This window comes from Chloroflexus aurantiacus J-10-fl (assembly GCF_000018865.1).
GTDB classification, from domain to species: Bacteria; Chloroflexota; Chloroflexia; order Chloroflexales; family Chloroflexaceae; genus Chloroflexus; species Chloroflexus aurantiacus.
In genome coordinates this window covers 147,122-163,569 of record NC_010175.1, presented here as the reverse complement: position 1 = coordinate 163,569, position 16,448 = coordinate 147,122, and the positions used below count along the sequence as shown (strand labels likewise).

14 protein-coding genes are annotated in these 16,448 nt (G+C 56.5%); 5 read left to right on the top strand and 9 right to left on the bottom strand.

The features are described from left to right. Window positions 1-58 precede the first annotated feature (58 nt). Both CAUR_RS00625 and CAUR_RS00620 read right to left on the bottom strand, forming a co-directional pair. On the bottom strand, window positions 59-1,258 hold the full coding sequence (locus tag CAUR_RS00625) for an ArsA family ATPase (protein ID WP_012256035.1): 1,200 nt from the start codon (window positions 1,256-1,258) through the stop codon (window positions 59-61). A gap of 441 nt (window positions 1,259-1,699) precedes the next feature. After that, a complete protein-coding gene (locus CAUR_RS00620) occupies window positions 1,700-2,575 on the bottom strand; it encodes a hypothetical protein (protein ID WP_012256034.1) in 876 nt (291 codons plus the stop codon). Between the two features lie 120 nt (window positions 2,576-2,695). Here CAUR_RS00620 and CAUR_RS00615 point away from each other — a divergent pair, with 120 nt between their 5' ends. Beyond that, window positions 2,696-3,079 (top strand): globin, encoded by a 384-nt coding sequence (locus CAUR_RS00615; protein WP_012256033.1) that lies wholly within the window; start codon window positions 2,696-2,698, stop codon window positions 3,077-3,079. A gap of 652 nt (window positions 3,080-3,731) precedes the next feature. Here the strand turns inward: CAUR_RS00615 and jag are convergent. The 6 genes from jag to CAUR_RS00585 all read right to left on the bottom strand — a co-directional run bounded on the left by jag (window position 3,732) and on the right by CAUR_RS00585 (window position 9,931). Then, a complete protein-coding gene (jag, locus tag CAUR_RS00610; RefSeq protein ID WP_012256032.1) occupies window positions 3,732-4,400 on the bottom strand; it encodes an RNA-binding cell elongation regulator Jag/EloR in 669 nt (222 codons plus the stop codon). A 39-nt stretch (window positions 4,401-4,439) separates the two neighbouring features. Next, the gene (locus CAUR_RS00605; protein ID WP_012256031.1) at window positions 4,440-5,384 is read right to left on the bottom strand and encodes a YidC/Oxa1 family membrane protein insertase; all 945 of its coding nucleotides are present in this window, start codon (window positions 5,382-5,384) and stop codon (window positions 4,440-4,442) included. Then, window positions 5,381-5,788 (bottom strand): ribonuclease P protein component, encoded by a 408-nt coding sequence (gene rnpA / locus CAUR_RS00600; protein ID WP_012256030.1) that lies wholly within the window; start codon window positions 5,786-5,788, stop codon window positions 5,381-5,383. Before rnpA ends, CAUR_RS00605 begins: the two co-directional genes overlap by 4 nt. A gap of 93 nt (window positions 5,789-5,881) precedes the next feature. Beyond that, window positions 5,882-6,055 (bottom strand): 50S ribosomal protein L34, encoded by a 174-nt coding sequence (gene rpmH, locus CAUR_RS00595; protein WP_012256029.1) that lies wholly within the window; start codon window positions 6,053-6,055, stop codon window positions 5,882-5,884. Window positions 6,056-6,188: 133 nt separating this feature from the next. Beyond that, window positions 6,189-7,751, bottom strand: coding sequence for a S1 RNA-binding domain-containing protein (locus CAUR_RS21685; RefSeq protein ID WP_012256028.1), 1,563 nt, complete (start codon window positions 7,749-7,751; stop codon window positions 6,189-6,191). 89 nt (window positions 7,752-7,840) lie between these two features. Then, window positions 7,841-9,931 carry a putative cobaltochelatase gene (locus tag CAUR_RS00585; protein WP_012256027.1) on the bottom strand — a complete coding sequence of 697 codons (2,091 nt, stop codon included), beginning with the start codon at window positions 9,929-9,931 and terminating at the stop codon, window positions 7,841-7,843. Window positions 9,932-10,279: 348 nt separating this feature from the next. Between CAUR_RS00585 and CAUR_RS00580 the strand changes: the two genes are divergently transcribed. Genes CAUR_RS00580 through CAUR_RS00565 form a run of 4 tightly spaced genes read left to right on the top strand, consistent with a single transcriptional unit; the run spans window position 10,280 to window position 15,126 of the window. Continuing rightward, window positions 10,280-11,359: a rod shape-determining protein gene (locus CAUR_RS00580; RefSeq protein WP_012256026.1), complete on the top strand. Its 1,080-nt coding sequence runs from the start codon at window positions 10,280-10,282 to the stop codon at window positions 11,357-11,359. Between the two features lie 3 nt (window positions 11,360-11,362). Beyond that, complete coding sequence (mreC, locus tag CAUR_RS00575) at window positions 11,363-12,271, top strand: rod shape-determining protein MreC (RefSeq protein WP_012256025.1); 909 nt, start codon at window positions 11,363-11,365, stop codon at window positions 12,269-12,271. Then, window positions 12,244-12,783, top strand: a complete 540-nt coding sequence (locus CAUR_RS00570) for a rod shape-determining protein MreD (RefSeq protein ID WP_012256024.1) — start codon at window positions 12,244-12,246, stop codon at window positions 12,781-12,783. The genes mreC and CAUR_RS00570 overlap by 28 nt, the downstream gene beginning before the upstream one ends. 45 nt (window positions 12,784-12,828) lie before the next feature. Beyond that, on the top strand, window positions 12,829-15,126 hold the full coding sequence (locus tag CAUR_RS00565) for a penicillin-binding transpeptidase domain-containing protein (RefSeq protein ID WP_012256023.1): 2,298 nt from the start codon (window positions 12,829-12,831) through the stop codon (window positions 15,124-15,126). 590 nt (window positions 15,127-15,716) lie between these two features. Here CAUR_RS00565 and CAUR_RS00560 read toward each other — a convergent pair. Then, entirely contained in the window at window positions 15,717-16,187 is a 471-nt protein-coding gene (locus tag CAUR_RS00560) for a hypothetical protein (protein ID WP_012256022.1), read from the bottom strand. Window positions 16,188-16,448: the final 261 nt, after the last annotated feature.

Below are 16,448 nucleotides of genomic sequence, written 5' to 3'. Positions count from 1 at the left end.
CTCCATTATTCAGGTCACCGGAGGCAAGCCTCCGAGAAACCCCACAGTTCAGGCTGCCTCAGCGTTGCGCCATTTGCGGCGCCATGAAGGGGACAATCAACCATTCACCCTCCATCTCGGCCTGACCGGCTTCCAGGCCGGCCAGACTGGTCGGCAGCGTAATGACCCGCCGGAAGTCGCCGATCTGTATCACCAGCTCGTCGCCGTTCTGATACAGATCGAGCTGCGACACATCAGCGAATGGCAGGCGGATCTTGACCCGGTACGATTTATCACCAACTTTGGCAATGTCCAGCGGTGCCCGGTCGTAGAGCACGGCAGTTGGATCCATATCGCCGTAAATGTCATCTCCCATCTGGCGTAGCTTCTCCAGGCCCACCACTTCTTCGGGATAGTACGGTACCCGCCGGATAGGCAACGGCACGAAGGCATGTTCAACATCCTGGAGATAGCGCTGTTGCACATCGCGCCAGTGGTTCAGATAGCCGCTATCCTGATCGAGGGGCAAAATCTTGTTCACCACTACCATATCGACGGTCATACCGTACATCGACAGGTAGGTTAAGGCGCGCTGGCTCTCTTTGATGACCATCTTTTCCGGGTTCATCACCAGGCGGATCGATGTCTCCCGCGGGTTGGCCAGTGTTGCCGTTACCCCCTCCATCTGGCGGAACATCTCATCAACCGCATCATAGACTTCGGGTGGGGCAACCATTTTGTTAAGGCCGGGCGTAATCTTGCTCATGGGCCGGATCAACGGCCTGATGACGTAGCGCTCGGCACCGCGTAGCATGTTGATTGCCCATTTGAACGTCTCGGGGGCTGAGAGCAGGCGCAGCGTTTCTCCCGTTGGTGCGCAGTCGATCACCAGGAGATCGTAGTCGCCACGCTCTTTGTGTTTCTTGATGCGGATGAGCGGAAAAGCCTCTTCCATACCTGGCAGGACGCTCATCTCGTCGGCCAGAATGCCCTGTACGCCCTGCTCGGCCATCAGTTGCGCGAAGTGCTCACGCACGATACCCCAGTTGCTCTCGATATCGTGATAAATGCTCACTTCAAGCGCATCGAGGTTTTTGGTAATCCGAACCGGTTCCGGGCCGAGTGGCCCTTCCAGATCGAGCGAGTCGGCCAGCGAGTGGGCCGGATCGGTGCTCATGACTAGCGTCTTCAAGCCTCGATCGGCGGCCCGGAGAGCTGTTGCTGCGGCGACACTTGTCTTGCCAACGCCACCTTTGCCGGTGAAGATTAGAGTGCGCATCAGGGCCTTTCCAGGAGCTACTGCTCGGCTAGTAACGACCGCCACAAAACGGTGTTAATGAGGTCTGCAATCGAACACGACATGAAGTTTTTGCTTAAAAGCCAAAACCCTTCTTCCTCCCGCTGATTTTGGCCTGTACCGCAATAGTAGCACGAATATCCGCATGTGTCAACAAATTTTTCTCATATGCATCAGGCTCGTATTGCAGTCTGATGCCTTTCTGATACTGTGTAAGCCGTGTTTTGACGTTTGTCAACGCAGTAGAGTTTGACGGTTCGTTGCAATATAATAACAGGAATCTGGCCGGTCTCTGATCACGTCTGCGATAGAGTTCGTAGTATGATTTGCAACGAGCATACGAAACAGAGCGCGGTCAGCGCTCTGTCGGGATGTTCTGTCTGTTGCATCACAGTTGCAATTTTGACGTGTTATGTACTGACATTATACCATCTCTGCTGCTCTTTGGGCGAGTGTTGTAAACAGATCAGACTGATCCAGGTCGTCCGTCCAGGGAATAACCTGCCAGATTTCAGTGTGGCTCACCGAAGCGCCGGGATCGAGGCGGCAGAGCGGGGCCAGTGTTTCGAGTTCGGTACAACCGCGGTCGTAATAGATTTCAAGATTGCAGTTGTTGTCCGGGTAATGGGCAGCAGGCTGGTACACCGTTCGTTTGATGAAGAGGGTCGCCTGGTGGAGATAGGCCAACCAGCCGGCAGCGCTATGCGCTCCCACTTTGGCCGGTGGCCCGGCAATCGCGGTGTCGATCAGGATGAAGTCATCGCAGAAGGCGAGTCGTGGATCGGGCAGAGGGGTGTAGGGCCAGAAGGCGATCTGGCGATTGGGAAGCAAGGGATTGGCAGGGGGCTGGCCGTTGTGTAATGGTAAGATCGCTTTTCCTCCCGGTGCCAGTTGGGTAATCGCCCACGGCGCCAGTTCCACCGGCCACAGCCCATGGTTGGTGAGTGTGTGTTGCAGATGTAACCGTGGTTGTTCAGGATCAAGGGTTACAGTCAGGCTCTTCGCGATATATCCCGGATCAACGGCGCTGCGCAGCGTGACGCCGTGATCGATCTGTTCTGCCGCAGGACCATTGAGATCAGGCCAGTAACTGCGAGGAAAAGCTTCAGGCGCATGCCAGAGCCGATGTCCACCGAGGAGAACAAACTCGCCCCACGGCGTCTCCCAGCGGGCGTTTGGTGTTTCGGCCAGCAGGTTTGGGCCGTTGTCGAGGTGCAACGCGAGGATACGCGGGCCTCCGGCTGCCAGGACTGTCAGACGTAAACGGCGTGACGTGATCGTCAGGGTTTCATAGCTCATACGGGTGTCTCTCTGCACGCAGGTTTCAGGTGAACTCAGTGCTATAGGAATCAAAATGGCTTCTCATGGTAGCATGCAATCGTGCATGACGTTCAACCACACTATGGAGAGGTTTACATAATGAGTGAGCCAACGATCTACGAGCAAATAGGTGGTGAAGCAACCTTTCGGCGGATCGTCGATATTTTTTATGCGCGGGTGGAAGCCGACCCACGTTTGCGCCATCTTTTTCCAGCCGATCTCGAACCGGGCAAAGAGCATCAGCGTCTCTTCTTGATGCAATATTTCGGTGGTCCGCGCACATACAGCGAGCGTCGCGGACATCCACGGTTACGTATGCGGCATGCGCCATTTCCCATCGGACCACGTGAGCGTGATGCCTGGCTGGAACATATGCTGGCCGCGCTCAATGAAGCCGGTGTTCCGGAGCCGGCCCGTTCGGTGATGGAGAACTATTTTCGCCATGCGGCACAGGCAATGATGAATCGTTTGGGGGAAGACTAGGACTTATTTCATAAAAGCTGTACTGTCGCGCTCTCATAACCATCGCCGGTGCCATCACGCGCCGGATTGGTTGCCTTGCTCGCTCATCATCCGCGTGTTGCGTCGGTTGGAGTGCGGCTCGCGCTTGACCTTAGCGATTGATGGTCGTCCCGGGCGCTCATCATCCGCGTGTTGCGTCGGTTGGAGTGCGGCAGTCATGCTGCCGCGCCAGCCGTCCTCACGATCTGGCACGTGTCACGTCGTTGACCTGACTGGTCACGCGGATGCCGGGTGTGCTCGTCACGATCATGGAATCGGTCGGCAATGAACGAGATACCTTCATAGCAGATGTTTTTTGAAACAGGTTCTAATATCAAACCCGAAACACACGATGCCATGGTGCGATCCGGGATGTCCCCTTTCTGTTCGCCGCATTCCCTCGCATGGTAAAGTGAGCAGGTATATGTACCACGTAGGGGTGGGTTCTGAACCCGCCCCTACAACCCGCCCCTACGGAACCAGACCATATCACGCAGGTTAATATAAGGGGGCAAAAGCAGTATCTGCCCGATCACCATTCCGGTTGGTTTCCTGTGTGAACTGTGCATTATAAAGCCAGCGTTACCCGGCACAACGCCGGGTAACGCTGGCTCTTTCATCAATCAATCGTGTTTTACGAATGCTTGGCGGGATAGATCACAATCTTACGATTCTCGCCCTCACCTGAACTTTCGGTATAAATTGTTTTGTCGTTACGCAGGGCGAGATGAACGATTCGTCGTTCGTAAGCTGCCATTGGCTCCAGCATAATTGGCCGACCGGTCTGCCTTACCCGTTCAGCCATCCGCCGGGCCAGACTTTCCAGCGATTCCTGGCGGCGCTGGCGGTAATTGCCAACATCAACCACCAGTTGTGGCCATTTCTGCACGCGGCGGCTCACCAGCAAATTGAGTAAAAACTGTAGGGAGCGGAGAGTCTCACCGCGCCGTCCGATCAAAAGACCCATTGCTTCTTCATCAGCGCCTTCGACATGGAGCGTGATCGTTGCTTCAGGTTCGCCATTTGGGCCGGTGGCATGCGAAATGACCGCCGTCACATAGGCGTGAATATCCATGCGCTCGAGCAGATCTTCAAGAACACGCTGCGCAATTTCGCTCACTTTTTCTACTGATGGCGCCTCTTCCTCGTCTTCAACAACAGTGACACGCACCAATGCTTCATCACCATTCTCACCCGGGTCCAGGACTTCAATCGCAACTTCGTCACGATCACGGCCCAGTTGGGCGAGCGCCAGCTCGACAGCTTCGGCGACGGTGCGTTCGCTGATCTCGATGCGCTTCATAGACACCTCTCGGTCATGGTGACCGTCTTACAAATCTTGCTAACGACGGCGACGGGGATTGGGGTGCTGGCGTGAAGGGCGCTGTTCCGTGTGCGTCGGATCACTCTCCTCCACGGCTGCTTCGGTTAATGGACGCATAACTGACCAGAAATCAATTTTTGGCGTTTCGGGTTGGCTTTCAGACGTGCTTCCTGTCGATGCTGATGCCAGTGCTAACGTTGGTGTTGGACGATTATCGGGTGGCAGGAAGCGCAGGTAATTGGCCAGCGATCCCCAACCTGACGTGAAGTACTGTTGCACAACACCCACAACACTGCTGACTACCCAATACAACACTGCTCCAGTTGGAAAGGTGAATGCGATATAGCCGAAGACAAACGGCATAATCAACATTGCCTGCGTAAAGGCTTTCTGTTGCGGATCCTGGACTCGTGGTGTAGCCATCAACTGTTGCATCAACTGTAAAACAATTGAAAGCACCGGCAAAATCAGATACGCAAAACCGGCAAAACCATTCGGCCCGAACGCCGGTACACCCAGATCCATACCAAAGAAGGGGGCAGCCAGGATCTGAGCCAGCCGCTCGTCTTTCAACATTTCAGCCGCCGCCGCACTCAGATTCACCCGCTGCTCAGGCACCATCAGGTGATAGACCGCCTGATAAACGCCAAAGAAGATCGGCAATTGTAACAGGAGGGGTAGACATCCACCTACCGGATTAATTTTGTGCTCACGGTAAACGCGCAGGGTCTCTTCTTGCAGCCGTTGCGGGTCTTTGCCGTATTTGCGCTGAATCTCTTTCAAAATCGGCTGCACCTCTTGCATCCGGCGACTCGAGCGGAGTGAGCTGAGGGTGAGCGGCAAAATGAAGAGACGGGCGGCAATCGTGAAGAGCACAATGCCCAGCGCCATATTGCCGGTCAACGACGAGAAGAAGAGTAAGAGTTGTTCAAGCAATCCAACAAATGCCGACCAAATGTTCATTGCGATCCTCGTTCGTGTTGTGGAAGTGGTGTATCTGAAACCGGTGACACTGTTTCATTCGTGGGTGCCGGCAGGAGACAGGCCTGCCGCAGTAGCGCAGTAATATCGTCCTGCAATTGTGTGAACGGTGCGTCAATCACCTCTGGTGTGCGAATGGTGAACACCATATCGTAACCGGCTGTCAGTCGTGGGAGCAGCAAGCGCACAGCTTCGCGCACACGACGGCGGGCACGGTTGCGTTGTACGGCGCCGCCGACACGGCGACTGACAACGAAGCCGCAGCGTAAGGTACGTCGTCGAGCCGGTGCGACGGTGAGAATGAGCCACGGCGAGGTGAATGTGCGTCCTTCCTGACGCACACGACGAAACTGTTCGGGTCGGCGTAGCCGATATGCACGTCGCATGGATAAGAAAACAAACGGGTTATCGCCGACAGATGACCTGCTGCTCCAGCGTGCTGCCCGGTTCTGTTGGTGATAACCCGTCCCATTCTGCGCTTAGCGGTGGCCGCGGCGCACAGCTCGCCGCTCATCACTGACGGTCAATTTCCAGCGCCCCTTCAGGCGTCGGCGGCGAAGAACTTCGCGTCCATCTTTGGTTGCCATGCGCGCCCGGAAGCCGTGCTTACGGCGGCGCGGAATGCGCTTTGGTTGCCAGGTTCGTTTCGGCATTGTATGTACTCCTCAAGGTGTTATTTATAGCATGCCAAAAGCTGATGCCATTATACCCGTCACGGCAGATTGATGTCAAATAGTTGCCTGCCAACCCGCAGGCTGGCAGGCAACAGGTTTTCAACAGTCAGACTTATTCGTCGTGACCAATCTGCTGGAGCGTGCGGCGGATTGCGTCACGCTGCCGCCGATTGGTTGGTCGCTCCATGTCGTCTTCATCGTCGTCGTAATCACGGCGGCGACGGTCACGGTCGCGGTCGCGGCGGTTACTGGAGCCACCAAACTTGGTCAGCAGATCTTCGAGGGTTGCATTACCCTCAAAGGTCTCGTCATCGTCTTCACCAACGACATAGGTTTCAGGTGCTGTCTGCGCTGCCCGGCGGTCTCGGCGGTCACGCCGCTCATTACGCTCGCCACGCTCGCCACGCTCGCCACGCTCACTGCGTTCACCGCGCTCGCCACGCTCACCGCGCTCGCTGCGCTCACGAGCGGCCTGGGCTGCGGCGGCAAACCGCTCCATATTGCTCCGACCGGCACGGGCTGGCGCAGGCTCGGCAGGAGTGGTCGCTGGTTCGGTGGTGGTCTCAGAAGCAGGCTGCTCCTCTTCGAGCCGCATGGTCAGGCTGATCCGCTTGCTCTGCTGATCAACGCCGAGCACCTTCACCTTGACCTTGTCGCCAACCTTGACCACATCTTCAACTTTCTCTACCCGATGAGGGGCAAGCGCCGAGATATGGACAAGGCCGTCGCGGCCAACCCCAATGTCGACGAATGCACCGAAGGGAGCGATACCGCTCACCGTGCCTTCGAGTATCTGGCCGGTCTCGAGCTGCTGCATGCGTTGCGTGCGGAGTGCTCGCCGCAGGCTCAGGCTGATACGGGCAGCTTCGCCATCAATCTCAAGGATCTTGAACTGATAGCGCTCGCCAACTTTGACCGCATCCTCTGGTTTCTCGACCCGACCCTCGGCCAGTTCGCTGACGTGGATTAAGCCATCTTTGCCAACACCGATATCGGCAAATGCCCCGAAAGGTGCGAAACCGGTAATCACTCCTTCGACCACATCACCGACACGCAGTGCAGCCAGCTTCTCGCGATCAACCTCTTGTCGGCGCGGTTGCTGCTGTTGTGGCTGAGGCTGACGCGCCCGCCGTGGGGTTTCGGCCCGCGCAGGATCACGCATCGTCAGGCTAATCCGACGTGCTTCTGGCTCAATGCTCTTGACCCACACTTTCACCGTATCACCGATCTGAACTACCTCTGAAGGTGTCTCGATGCGACGGTCGCTCATTTCGGAGATGTGTACGAGGCCATCACGACCAACGCCAATATCAACGAATACTCCATAGAGCGCAATCGAGGTGACCTTCCCCTCCAGCTCCATACCGGGCTGCAGGTCTTTCAGCCGTCGCGGCTTGTGTGGTTGATCATCGCTGACCGGTGTAAAGCTGGCGCCCGTTGCCTCAGAGCCGCTTGAGGCGCTCTCACCCGCTGCGGTTGGGGCCGTTGCTGAAGCGTCAGCCTCCCCTGTGGCGGCGGGCAAAACCGCCTCCTCTTCAGGGGTAGGCGCTGCCGCCTCCGCCGCCTGTTCGTGTGCAGCGACGGCAGCTTCAGCCGCCGGAGCGCTGGCTGCCGTGTGAGGTGTGTCAGGCAGCTCGCCCGCAGCGACCTCTTCCCTACGTACCTGATCCGTCATTGCCTACCTTCCTCCTCGCGTAATGACAGGTTACCCAATTATGCTTGTAGCATCTGACAACAGAATTGCCCGACGCTCACCGACAATAGTTATGATCTCATCTGTTGCCGTACAGCCCTCACCAGACCATCATCATGGAGATCTTCCAGCCGGTAGTATGTTCCGCGCAGATACTCTGCCAGTCGTCGTGATAGCCCTCGTTCAAAGTGTGGGTGTTCGGTATCGATGACAATCGCATGAATTTGATGTTCAGCAATCATCTCGGCAATCCGATACGCCTCTTGTTGAGGCGGCAGATCGGAGATAGAGACATTTGCCTGACCATCGGTCAATAGAACCATCAGCGGTACTACCTCTGCATCACGGCGGCGCGCCCGCTCAAGCAACTCGAACGCGGTTAGCATCCCACGCGATAATGGCGTCTTGCCACCGGTTGGCATCGATTGCAGGCGCCGTTGCGCCAGTTCGACGCTATTGGTGAGCGGCAGGAGCACGCGAGCGTAATCGCGCTGGAAACTGACCAGACCAACCTGGTCGCGGCGTTGATACGCATCGCGCAGCAGCGAGAGAACAGCCGCTTTCGTTGCCTGCATCCGCTCTTCGGCAGCCATACTCCAACTGGCATCCACCACAAAACAGACCGCATTGCGTGTCCGGCGTACCCGCACCTTTTGGCGCAGGTCGGTACGCTTAATCAGTATCTTCGGTCGGCGCCGGTGGGGCATACCAACGGTATGCAACAACTCGGTACGCCGCTTGCGCTGGTAGATAGCTGCTTCACGCAAGGTCGCATCGAGCGCCAGATCGGTTACCTTTGTGGCACGGCGGCTCGTGATATAGCGGCCCTGCTTCCGTGTCGTGCGCGAGCGTGAACGTCGTCCGGGTGCACGTCGTTGGGTGCGGTCGGGTGTTGCTTCCAGGCGACGCGGCTTAAACAGATCGCCGGCACGGTGTTGTGTTCCACCGGTCTGCTGTTCGCTTACAGGTGCTGTCGCTTCTGGTTGCCCGGCACCACCGAGAGGCATGGTTGTACTACCTCCGCCACTCTCGTTGCCACCTTCGTCGTTCGTCTCGCTCACATCGGTGAGGTCAGGGTTTTTTTTTACTTCCGCCTGCACACTCACCTCTTCTGCCCGTTTCCCGTACTGATCGAGAATACTCGCCAATCGTTGCTCATCAAGTTTGACTTCACCGAACGGTTGGCGACGCATACGATGTGGCAGCGCCAGCTCGGCAGCGAGACGAATGTCTTCGGCTACCAGTGTGCGTCGGCCACTCCAGGCAGCGTGGGTGCGCGCCGTCTCCAGAATGGTCAGGTCGGCCCGATGACCATCGACCCCCATTTCGATGCACAGGCTGGCAACTACTGCCATATCGGTGCGATCAATCCGCACGTGGGGCAACAACGCACGGGCAGCAGCAATCCGCTGGGCTAACGTCTCCTCGGCAGCCTGCCATTGCTGGATGAAGCCAATTGGATCAGCTTCATAGGCCATACGGCGCTCGATCACGGCGATCCGGTCGTTGACATCGGTGAGACCGACGACTTCTACTGCCAGCCCGAACCGGTCGAGAAGTTGCGGACGCAACTCACCCTCTTCCGGGTTCATCGTGCCAACCAGGATAAAGCGAGCCGGATGCGAGACACTCACCCCCTCGCGCTCGACCGTATTGATGCCCATCGCGGCAGCGTCGAGCAAGAGGTCTACCAGGTGATCGTCGAGGAGATTGACTTCATCTACATACAGAACGCCACGATTCACCTGTGCCAGAAGTCCTGGTTCAAAGCGGCGCTGGCCTTCCGTGATCGCGTGTTCGAGGTCAAGCGAACCAACAACTCGATCTTCGGATGCCGAAACCGGTAATTCAACCAGACGGATCGGGCGAACCATCGTTGGCAGCGGCCCTTGCTTCAAACGCTCCTGACAATCGGCACACAGGGCGGCTGGAGTGTCGGGGTCGCAACTGTACGGACAATCAACCACCACGGTAATTGATGGTAGCAGGCGGGTTAGCGCACGTACAGCAGTTGATTTTGCTGTTCCTTTCTCACCCCTGATCAGCACGCCGCCGATCCGTGAATTGATCGCGTTGAGGATCAGTGCGCGCTTCAAACGCTCTTGGCCGACGATGGCGGAGAAAGGATAAACCGGTCGTTGCGGAAGATTTGTGATATTCACGACAACAAAAATCTTCTAGCTCAGCGTGAGCCAGAAGCCATAGCAGCAATGCCGCGCAGTTTTAGAATGCAGCATGTTCTTCATCCGACGGGCGAACCTGACCTACGGCAATGCTCACAGCGAACACGTCCGCTTGCTTGCAACGAAGCAGCATAGCAATTGTGTCACAAAGCCGCCGAAAAGTCAAATGGTTCAACTATTGTATTCGCGATGGCGCAGTGATGTAAAGACAATGTTTGGCGGTATGCTATAATGAAGCGATGTAATCCGGGCTAACCGGATGGTAAGGAGCGTATTCGTCTGGCTCAGGCAGCGGTTTCGCCGCCTGGTAACACGTGGAGTATACCTGTGGGTCTCAACCCCTTCAATACGATCTTTGGCGCCTTTAGCCGTGACCTTGGTATCGATCTAGGCACTGCCAATACCCTGGTGCACGTGCGGGGGAAAGGGATTGTGATTAGCGAACCATCGGTCGTCGCAATTGACACCCGCACGAAAAAGGTGCACGCGGTTGGTGCCGAAGCCAAGGCGATGGTCGGCAAGACACCGGCCAACATCGTGGCGGTACGCCCACTTAAGGATGGGGTGATCGCCGATTTTGATGTGGTCGAGCAGATGCTGGCTTACTTTATCAAGAAAGCCCATACCTATGCTGCCCTACCCCTGATCGATCCGCGCCCACGGGTTGTGGTTGGGGTACCATCGGGTGTGACCGAAGTCGAAAAGCGGGCAGCGCGTGAGGCGGCATTGAATGCAAAGGCTCGTGAGGCTTACGTGGTCGAAGAGCCGATGGCTGCGGCAATCGGTGCCGGACTACCGGTTGAGGAGCCGATTGGTTCGATGATTGTTGACATCGGTGGCGGTACGACAGAGATTGCCGTGATTGCCCTGGGTGGCATTGTCATCAATCATTCGATCCGCATTGCCGGCGATGAGATCGATGAGGCAATTATTCAATTTGCTCGCCGGGAATACAATCTGCTGATCGGCGAGCGTATGGCAGAGAAAGCCAAGATCGCTGCCGGTTCGGCGTATCCCCTTGATGAAGAGATCAAAGTTGTGCTGCGTGGGCGCGATCTCCTTACCGGCTTGCCGAAGGCCATTGAAGTCAGCTCGGTTGAGTTGCGTGAAGGGATTGCCGGGCCGGTCAATGCGATTGTCGCCGAGGTGCGGGCTGCGCTGGAAGAGACGCCTCCCGAACTTGTCGCCGATATTATGGAGCACGGGATTATGCTGGCCGGTGGCGGATCGTTACTACACGGTCTCGATAAGCGGATTGCTGCCGAGACCAAAATGCCGGTTCACATCGCCCAAGACCCGCTTTCGTGTGTGGCACGGGGGGCAGGGAAGATGGTTGAACACTTCGACAACAGCGTCTACCAGGATATTCTGATGCGCACCCAGACGACGCGGCGGGTGCGGAGATAGTCCATGCGCGATTTTCTCGACGAACGACCGTTAAAACTGCGGCGTGAAGTAGCCGGTGACCGTGGCTACTGGCGGGTCTTTGCGCTGGCCTTGAGCCTGGTATTGGTCAGTGTCCTGCTGATTGTCCTTGATCGGCAGGGTGTGATTGCACCTGCACGGCTGATGGTACGAGAGACGATCCAGCCGCTTGCCGGTTGGTTAACCCAGCGCCGCAGTGAGCTATTGTCGTGGTGGGCAACGCCGCGTGATGCGGCCACGATGCAGGCCAGGATTGCTGAACTTGAAGCGGAAAACACCCGTCTCGCCGCCGAAGTGTTGCGTCTTGAGCAGGCGCGGGTTGAGAATATTTTCTTGCGTCAGCAACTCGCGATTACGCAATCATACCCCTGGACTATTTTGGGCGCAGAGGTGATGATTCGCGCCCCCGATGCAGCACGGCGGGTCTTAACGATTGCCCGTGGTGCCAACGATGGAGTGCGCGTTGGGATGGCTGTGATTGGCCAGCAGCCAGGTGGGCCACCGGCGCTGATCGGTGTGGTGGAAGCAGTTGGACCACGAACTGCTGATGTTTTGATGATTACCGATATTAGCAGTCAATTGAGTGTGCGTTTGCTGCAAGCTGATACTGCACCGCTCGGTCTGATGCAAGGGCAATGGCAGCGGGGATCACGGATGCGGGTAGAGTTGATTGATCGCAGTATTACCATGCGCGAGGGCGATCACGTGGTCACAGCCGGTATTAGTGGGGCGCTTAATCTTCCACTCGATCTGGCATCAATGCCGACCGCAGTACCGATTGGGGTTGTGGAAGCGGTGCGTCAGGAAGGTCAACGGCAAATTGGCGAGATTCGGCCATTCGTCGATCCGGATCAGGTGCGCTACGTGTGGGTAATTCTCAGCCAAGACGATTAGAAGAACGCCTGGCCCGCGAGCTGGGTTTGCTGCTGATCCTGCTGGTAATCGCACTGATCCAGGTGACGCTCTTAACCGGCCCGACAGGGTTTTCTGTGCCGATACTGCTGGTGTTGGCAATTGCCAGAGCACTGGTTGGATCAAGCACCGCCGAACCGGTACGTGGGCTGATACGAAGTCTGTGGTGGGCTTTCTACGGCGGTCTGGCCCTGGATGTCCTGGGATCATTGCCGATTGGTAGTCATGCTATCGCCCAATTGCTGGCGGTCATCGTTGTTGGGCTGGCAACACGACGATTCGCGGTTGAACGTCCAATCGTGCCGCTGCTGGCAGTAGCATTTGGCACGTTGATTTACGAGGCAGTTCTCTGGCTGATCGTACTGCCGCCCATCAGTGACTGGCAGACCTATGGGTTGATTGTGATGCTACCATCGTTGTTATTAGCACTTATTCCAACCCTGCCGGTAGTGGCCATAGTGCATCGACTGGTGCGCAATACCGAATATCAATGATGGCGTTCTATGCAGACGATTGCCTGGAAAGCGTGATGAACGGCCATGGCACGACTGATTGCTCTGCGCAGTATCCTGTTACTGGTTGTGGTGGTGCTGGTATCCCGGCTGGCCCAACTACAACTGATTGAGACTGATACGCAGCGATTCGGTGCCGACATCGAAGTTACCACCCGTCGTTACCTCACCAATCAGCCACGGCGGGGAGAAATTTTCGATGCCCGTGGTGTGCTGTTGGCCGAGAGTGTGCCGATTTATAACCTGGCCGTTATTCCCGGTCAACTGCCTTCCTCCAGCGCTGCACCAGAACAGCGGGCACTAACGCTGGCGCGGCTGGCGCAGATTGCCGAATTACCGGCGACACTGGTGATTGATCCTGGTACTGCGATTGACACCACACCCGGCTTGCGCAGCGATCTCAGGTCATTTGGCAGCTTGCCGACGGCAAGTGATGTTGTGACCATGACTATCGCACCATCTGATGTCCTGCGGGCGCTAGATGTGAGTCAAAAGTACCGCGATGTGGCAACGCTGGTCAACCCGATTGAACAGCTTCTCACGCAGGCGAATGTGCGTAGCTACCAGCCCATTGTGATCAAGGAAGACATTTCACCGGAACTGGCACTGGCACTACGCGAAAATGCCAATTATCTGCCCGGTGCCCGTGTCGTTGAAGGTTTTCGCCGGCGCTACCCGTTAAGTGGTGAGATACCTTCATTATCGCACCTGCTGGGATATGTCGGACGGATCAATGCATGTGAGCTGGTAGCGGTCAATCCGGCAAGTTCCTGGTTGCGGGCATTGACTGACATCACTGCCAACGCGCCAACCTGTGGCCTGATGGCAAAATCGATTGAACCGACCAGCGTTGGTTTACCGCCCTATTTGTCGAGTGATCAAATTGGCAAAGATGGCCTGGAAGGTGCTTACGAGTCGGTGTTGCGCGGCCAGATGGGGATTGACTCGCTCCTGGTCGATGCGTTGCAGCGTCCGGTCAGCGGGGTCACCACCCTGCGGGCAGTGGCTAACGGGCATGATCTGATCTTAACCATCGATACCCGGTTTCAGGCCGAGGTCGAACGCATCCTCCAGCGCTGGATCAATGTCGGTGAAGAGCGCCGGTTAGCAGCACGGGAAGCGCATAAACGGGCGTATGAACCGATAGTCGCCGGCGTAGCAGTCGCGCTCGATCCACGTGATGGGCGCATCCTGGCCATGGTCAGTCTCCCCGACTACGATAACAACATCTGGGTAGACCCGGCGCGGATCGCTGAGTTGCAGGCTCTGCTGGCACCACCTGATGCCGAGACCCAACAGACATTGCAACGTCTGGCACCATTCACCAACCGAGCGATTGCCGGTCTATACCCACCCGGCTCGACAGTCAAGCAATTTGTTGGTGCAGTTGCGCTTCAACAGGGCATTATCGCGGCAGATACCCAACTCCGTGATCCCGGTTTGCTGCGGTTGATCGAGCGCAGTGGTGCTGAGTTCATCTTGCCCAACTCGGTGCGTAATCGTGATAATGGGCTGATCAACGTTCGTGATGCCTTGCGGCTCTCTTCAAATGTCTTTTTTGCCAGTATAGCGGGCGGGAACGATCAGGCGATCAACCTGGATCAGCGAGCATTACGGATTACCGGTCTCGGTATCGACCAACTGGTGGAAGGGCTGTCGTGGTTCAATTTTGGCCGTCCAACCGGGGTTGATCTGGTTGGCGAAGCCAGTGGACGGGTGCCAACCCAGGCATGGAAAGCCCAGGTTCTACGTGAAGCCTGGACGACCGGTGACACCTATAACACAGCGATTGGTCAGGGTTATCTGGAAGTAACACCGCTCCAGTTGGCAGTAGCAGCGGGGGCTGTCGCAACAGATGGTACTCTGTACCGACCGCATCTGGTTGATCGAATTGTCGATGAGAATGGTCAGCTTATTCAGCAAATGCAGCCAGAGGCCATTGGGCAGGTGCCGATTGACCCCCGACACCTGGCAGCGATCCGTGAGGGATTGTTTGCGTCGATCACCGATGGTCTGGGTGTTGCAGCCCGTGAAGTCTGTTCAGGCTTACGCATTGCCGGCAAAACCGGAACAGCAGAGTTTGGCCCACTCTTGACGACGGCGGATGGGCGGTTAGTGCGGCAAAGCCACGCCTGGTTTGTCGGGTTTGCCCCCTACGAAAACCCGGAGATTGTGGTGGCTGTGCTGGTTGAGGGTGTTGGTGACCTGAACGATGGCTCGTCAACGATTGCTGTGCCGGCGGTAACGCAGATTATGCAGGCCTATTTCGGGATCACGCCACCGGCTAACCGACCGGCGATCTGTCCGGTGTTGCCAGGGGAGTGATCTCGTCGGCATTCTGCATGTGTGCCAGTGTAACCGGATGATCAAAATGGGCAAAAAATGTGATTGATAGCTGTTGCGTAATTCATCATCTGATAATGTCTGTTCATCTCATCAGTTTATAAGGTTATGCCCGCCTCTTGCTCACAAATGGGCATCATCATATCAAATCTGGCAGAATAGAATAGAGGTTAGGCCAAACCAGGCAGCTATTATCCTGATATTGCACCTGAACGATGCACCGCTGGACGGTAGGGGGGCGACGCACTACGGCCTGGTGGCACACCTGAACGATATGGTATCACGGGGCATTCCCGTGCTGAAGCGCTATCAGTGAGCCGCTGGTGAGTGGTTACGGGTATGGGAGAACCGGCTCGGCACATCCGTGCTCAAGGGTGACGTCAGAGTGGATTATGCCGTGTTTCTGTGCTCCCGATGGGCCACTGACCGATGCGACACCCGCCTGACATAGATCACGGCCAGGGCGAAGGCATGGTTTCCACACTCCAGACTACGCAACACAGACATCAGTAAGTGTGAGCGATGGACTATACCAGCGTTCTCTTGTGTGGCGTCACCTTGCCAGAGAAGTGCTACGTTGCTGCTGATGATTCGGTTCCAAACTCCAAATCGGTCAGTACAACCAGGGCATCGAAGTCGTCGATCAGATCGGGGGCATATGTGGCTACAGTTGTACGGGCAATTGAGCGTTCGGTGTGATCTGTGCGACGCAGCAGACGGGTGATGTCTGCAATATCCTGTGCCCGACCTGCCTGGAGCTTCATCAGGATCAGAAATTGTCGCGCCAGTACCGGGAAGCCGGCACAATCGCACACAGGCTGTGCCAGTGCCTCGTCCAGCCAGGGTTCATTCAATACCAGTACATCAATACTGTAACCGGTTTCATCCTGCGGATGTGCCGTAAATCTGCTGATGGGCAAGGGGTTGCCAATGCGATAGCCGGCAGCGGTAAACGCCGCTCGTGCTACCTGTTCATCGCGAGCATGAATGATAATATCGACATCCTGGGTAAGACGCTCTGGAGCATAGGCGCGTAGTGCCATTGCCCCAACCAGTGCCCAGCGGATGTGGTGCAGTATCTGCGATAAGTCCGGTAATTATTGCAAAGCGGTTCTCTGATCCAGGAATGCATCCGATGAGCCGGTACCTCTGGCAGCACGACGGAGGGCAATGCGAACATACGGGTTTTTGGGTTGTAGCGTTTGCACAACTTGCTCCAACGGTAAAGCTGCGCCAGTTACAGAGGCTTTTGGGTAACGGTGAGTTGTTCTGATGCTTCTTCTGGCATTATACCCTGCCGACAC

Coding starts and splice junctions, on each gene's coding strand:
- CAUR_RS00625 (WP_012256035.1), bottom strand. CDS start 1,258: ATGCGCACTCTAATCTTCACCGGCAAAGGTGGCGTTGGCAAGACAAGT.
- CAUR_RS00620 (WP_012256034.1), bottom strand. CDS start 2,575: ATGAGCTATGAAACCCTGACGATCACGTCACGCCGTTTACGTCTGACA.
- CAUR_RS00615 (WP_012256033.1), top strand. CDS start 2,696: ATGAGTGAGCCAACGATCTACGAGCAAATAGGTGGTGAAGCAACCTTT.
- jag (WP_012256032.1), bottom strand. CDS start 4,400: ATGAAGCGCATCGAGATCAGCGAACGCACCGTCGCCGAAGCTGTCGAG.
- CAUR_RS00605 (WP_012256031.1), bottom strand. CDS start 5,384: ATGAACATTTGGTCGGCATTTGTTGGATTGCTTGAACAACTCTTACTC.
- rnpA (WP_012256030.1), bottom strand. CDS start 5,788: ATGCGACGTGCATATCGGCTACGCCGACCCGAACAGTTTCGTCGTGTG.
- rpmH (WP_012256029.1), bottom strand. CDS start 6,055: ATGCCGAAACGAACCTGGCAACCAAAGCGCATTCCGCGCCGCCGTAAG.
- CAUR_RS21685 (WP_012256028.1), bottom strand. CDS start 7,751: ATGACGGATCAGGTACGTAGGGAAGAGGTCGCTGCGGGCGAGCTGCCT.
- mreC (WP_012256025.1), top strand. CDS start 11,363: ATGCGCGATTTTCTCGACGAACGACCGTTAAAACTGCGGCGTGAAGTA.
- CAUR_RS00565 (WP_012256023.1), top strand. CDS start 12,829: ATGGCACGACTGATTGCTCTGCGCAGTATCCTGTTACTGGTTGTGGTG.
- CAUR_RS00560 (WP_012256022.1), bottom strand. CDS start 16,187: ATGGCACTACGCGCCTATGCTCCAGAGCGTCTTACCCAGGATGTCGAT.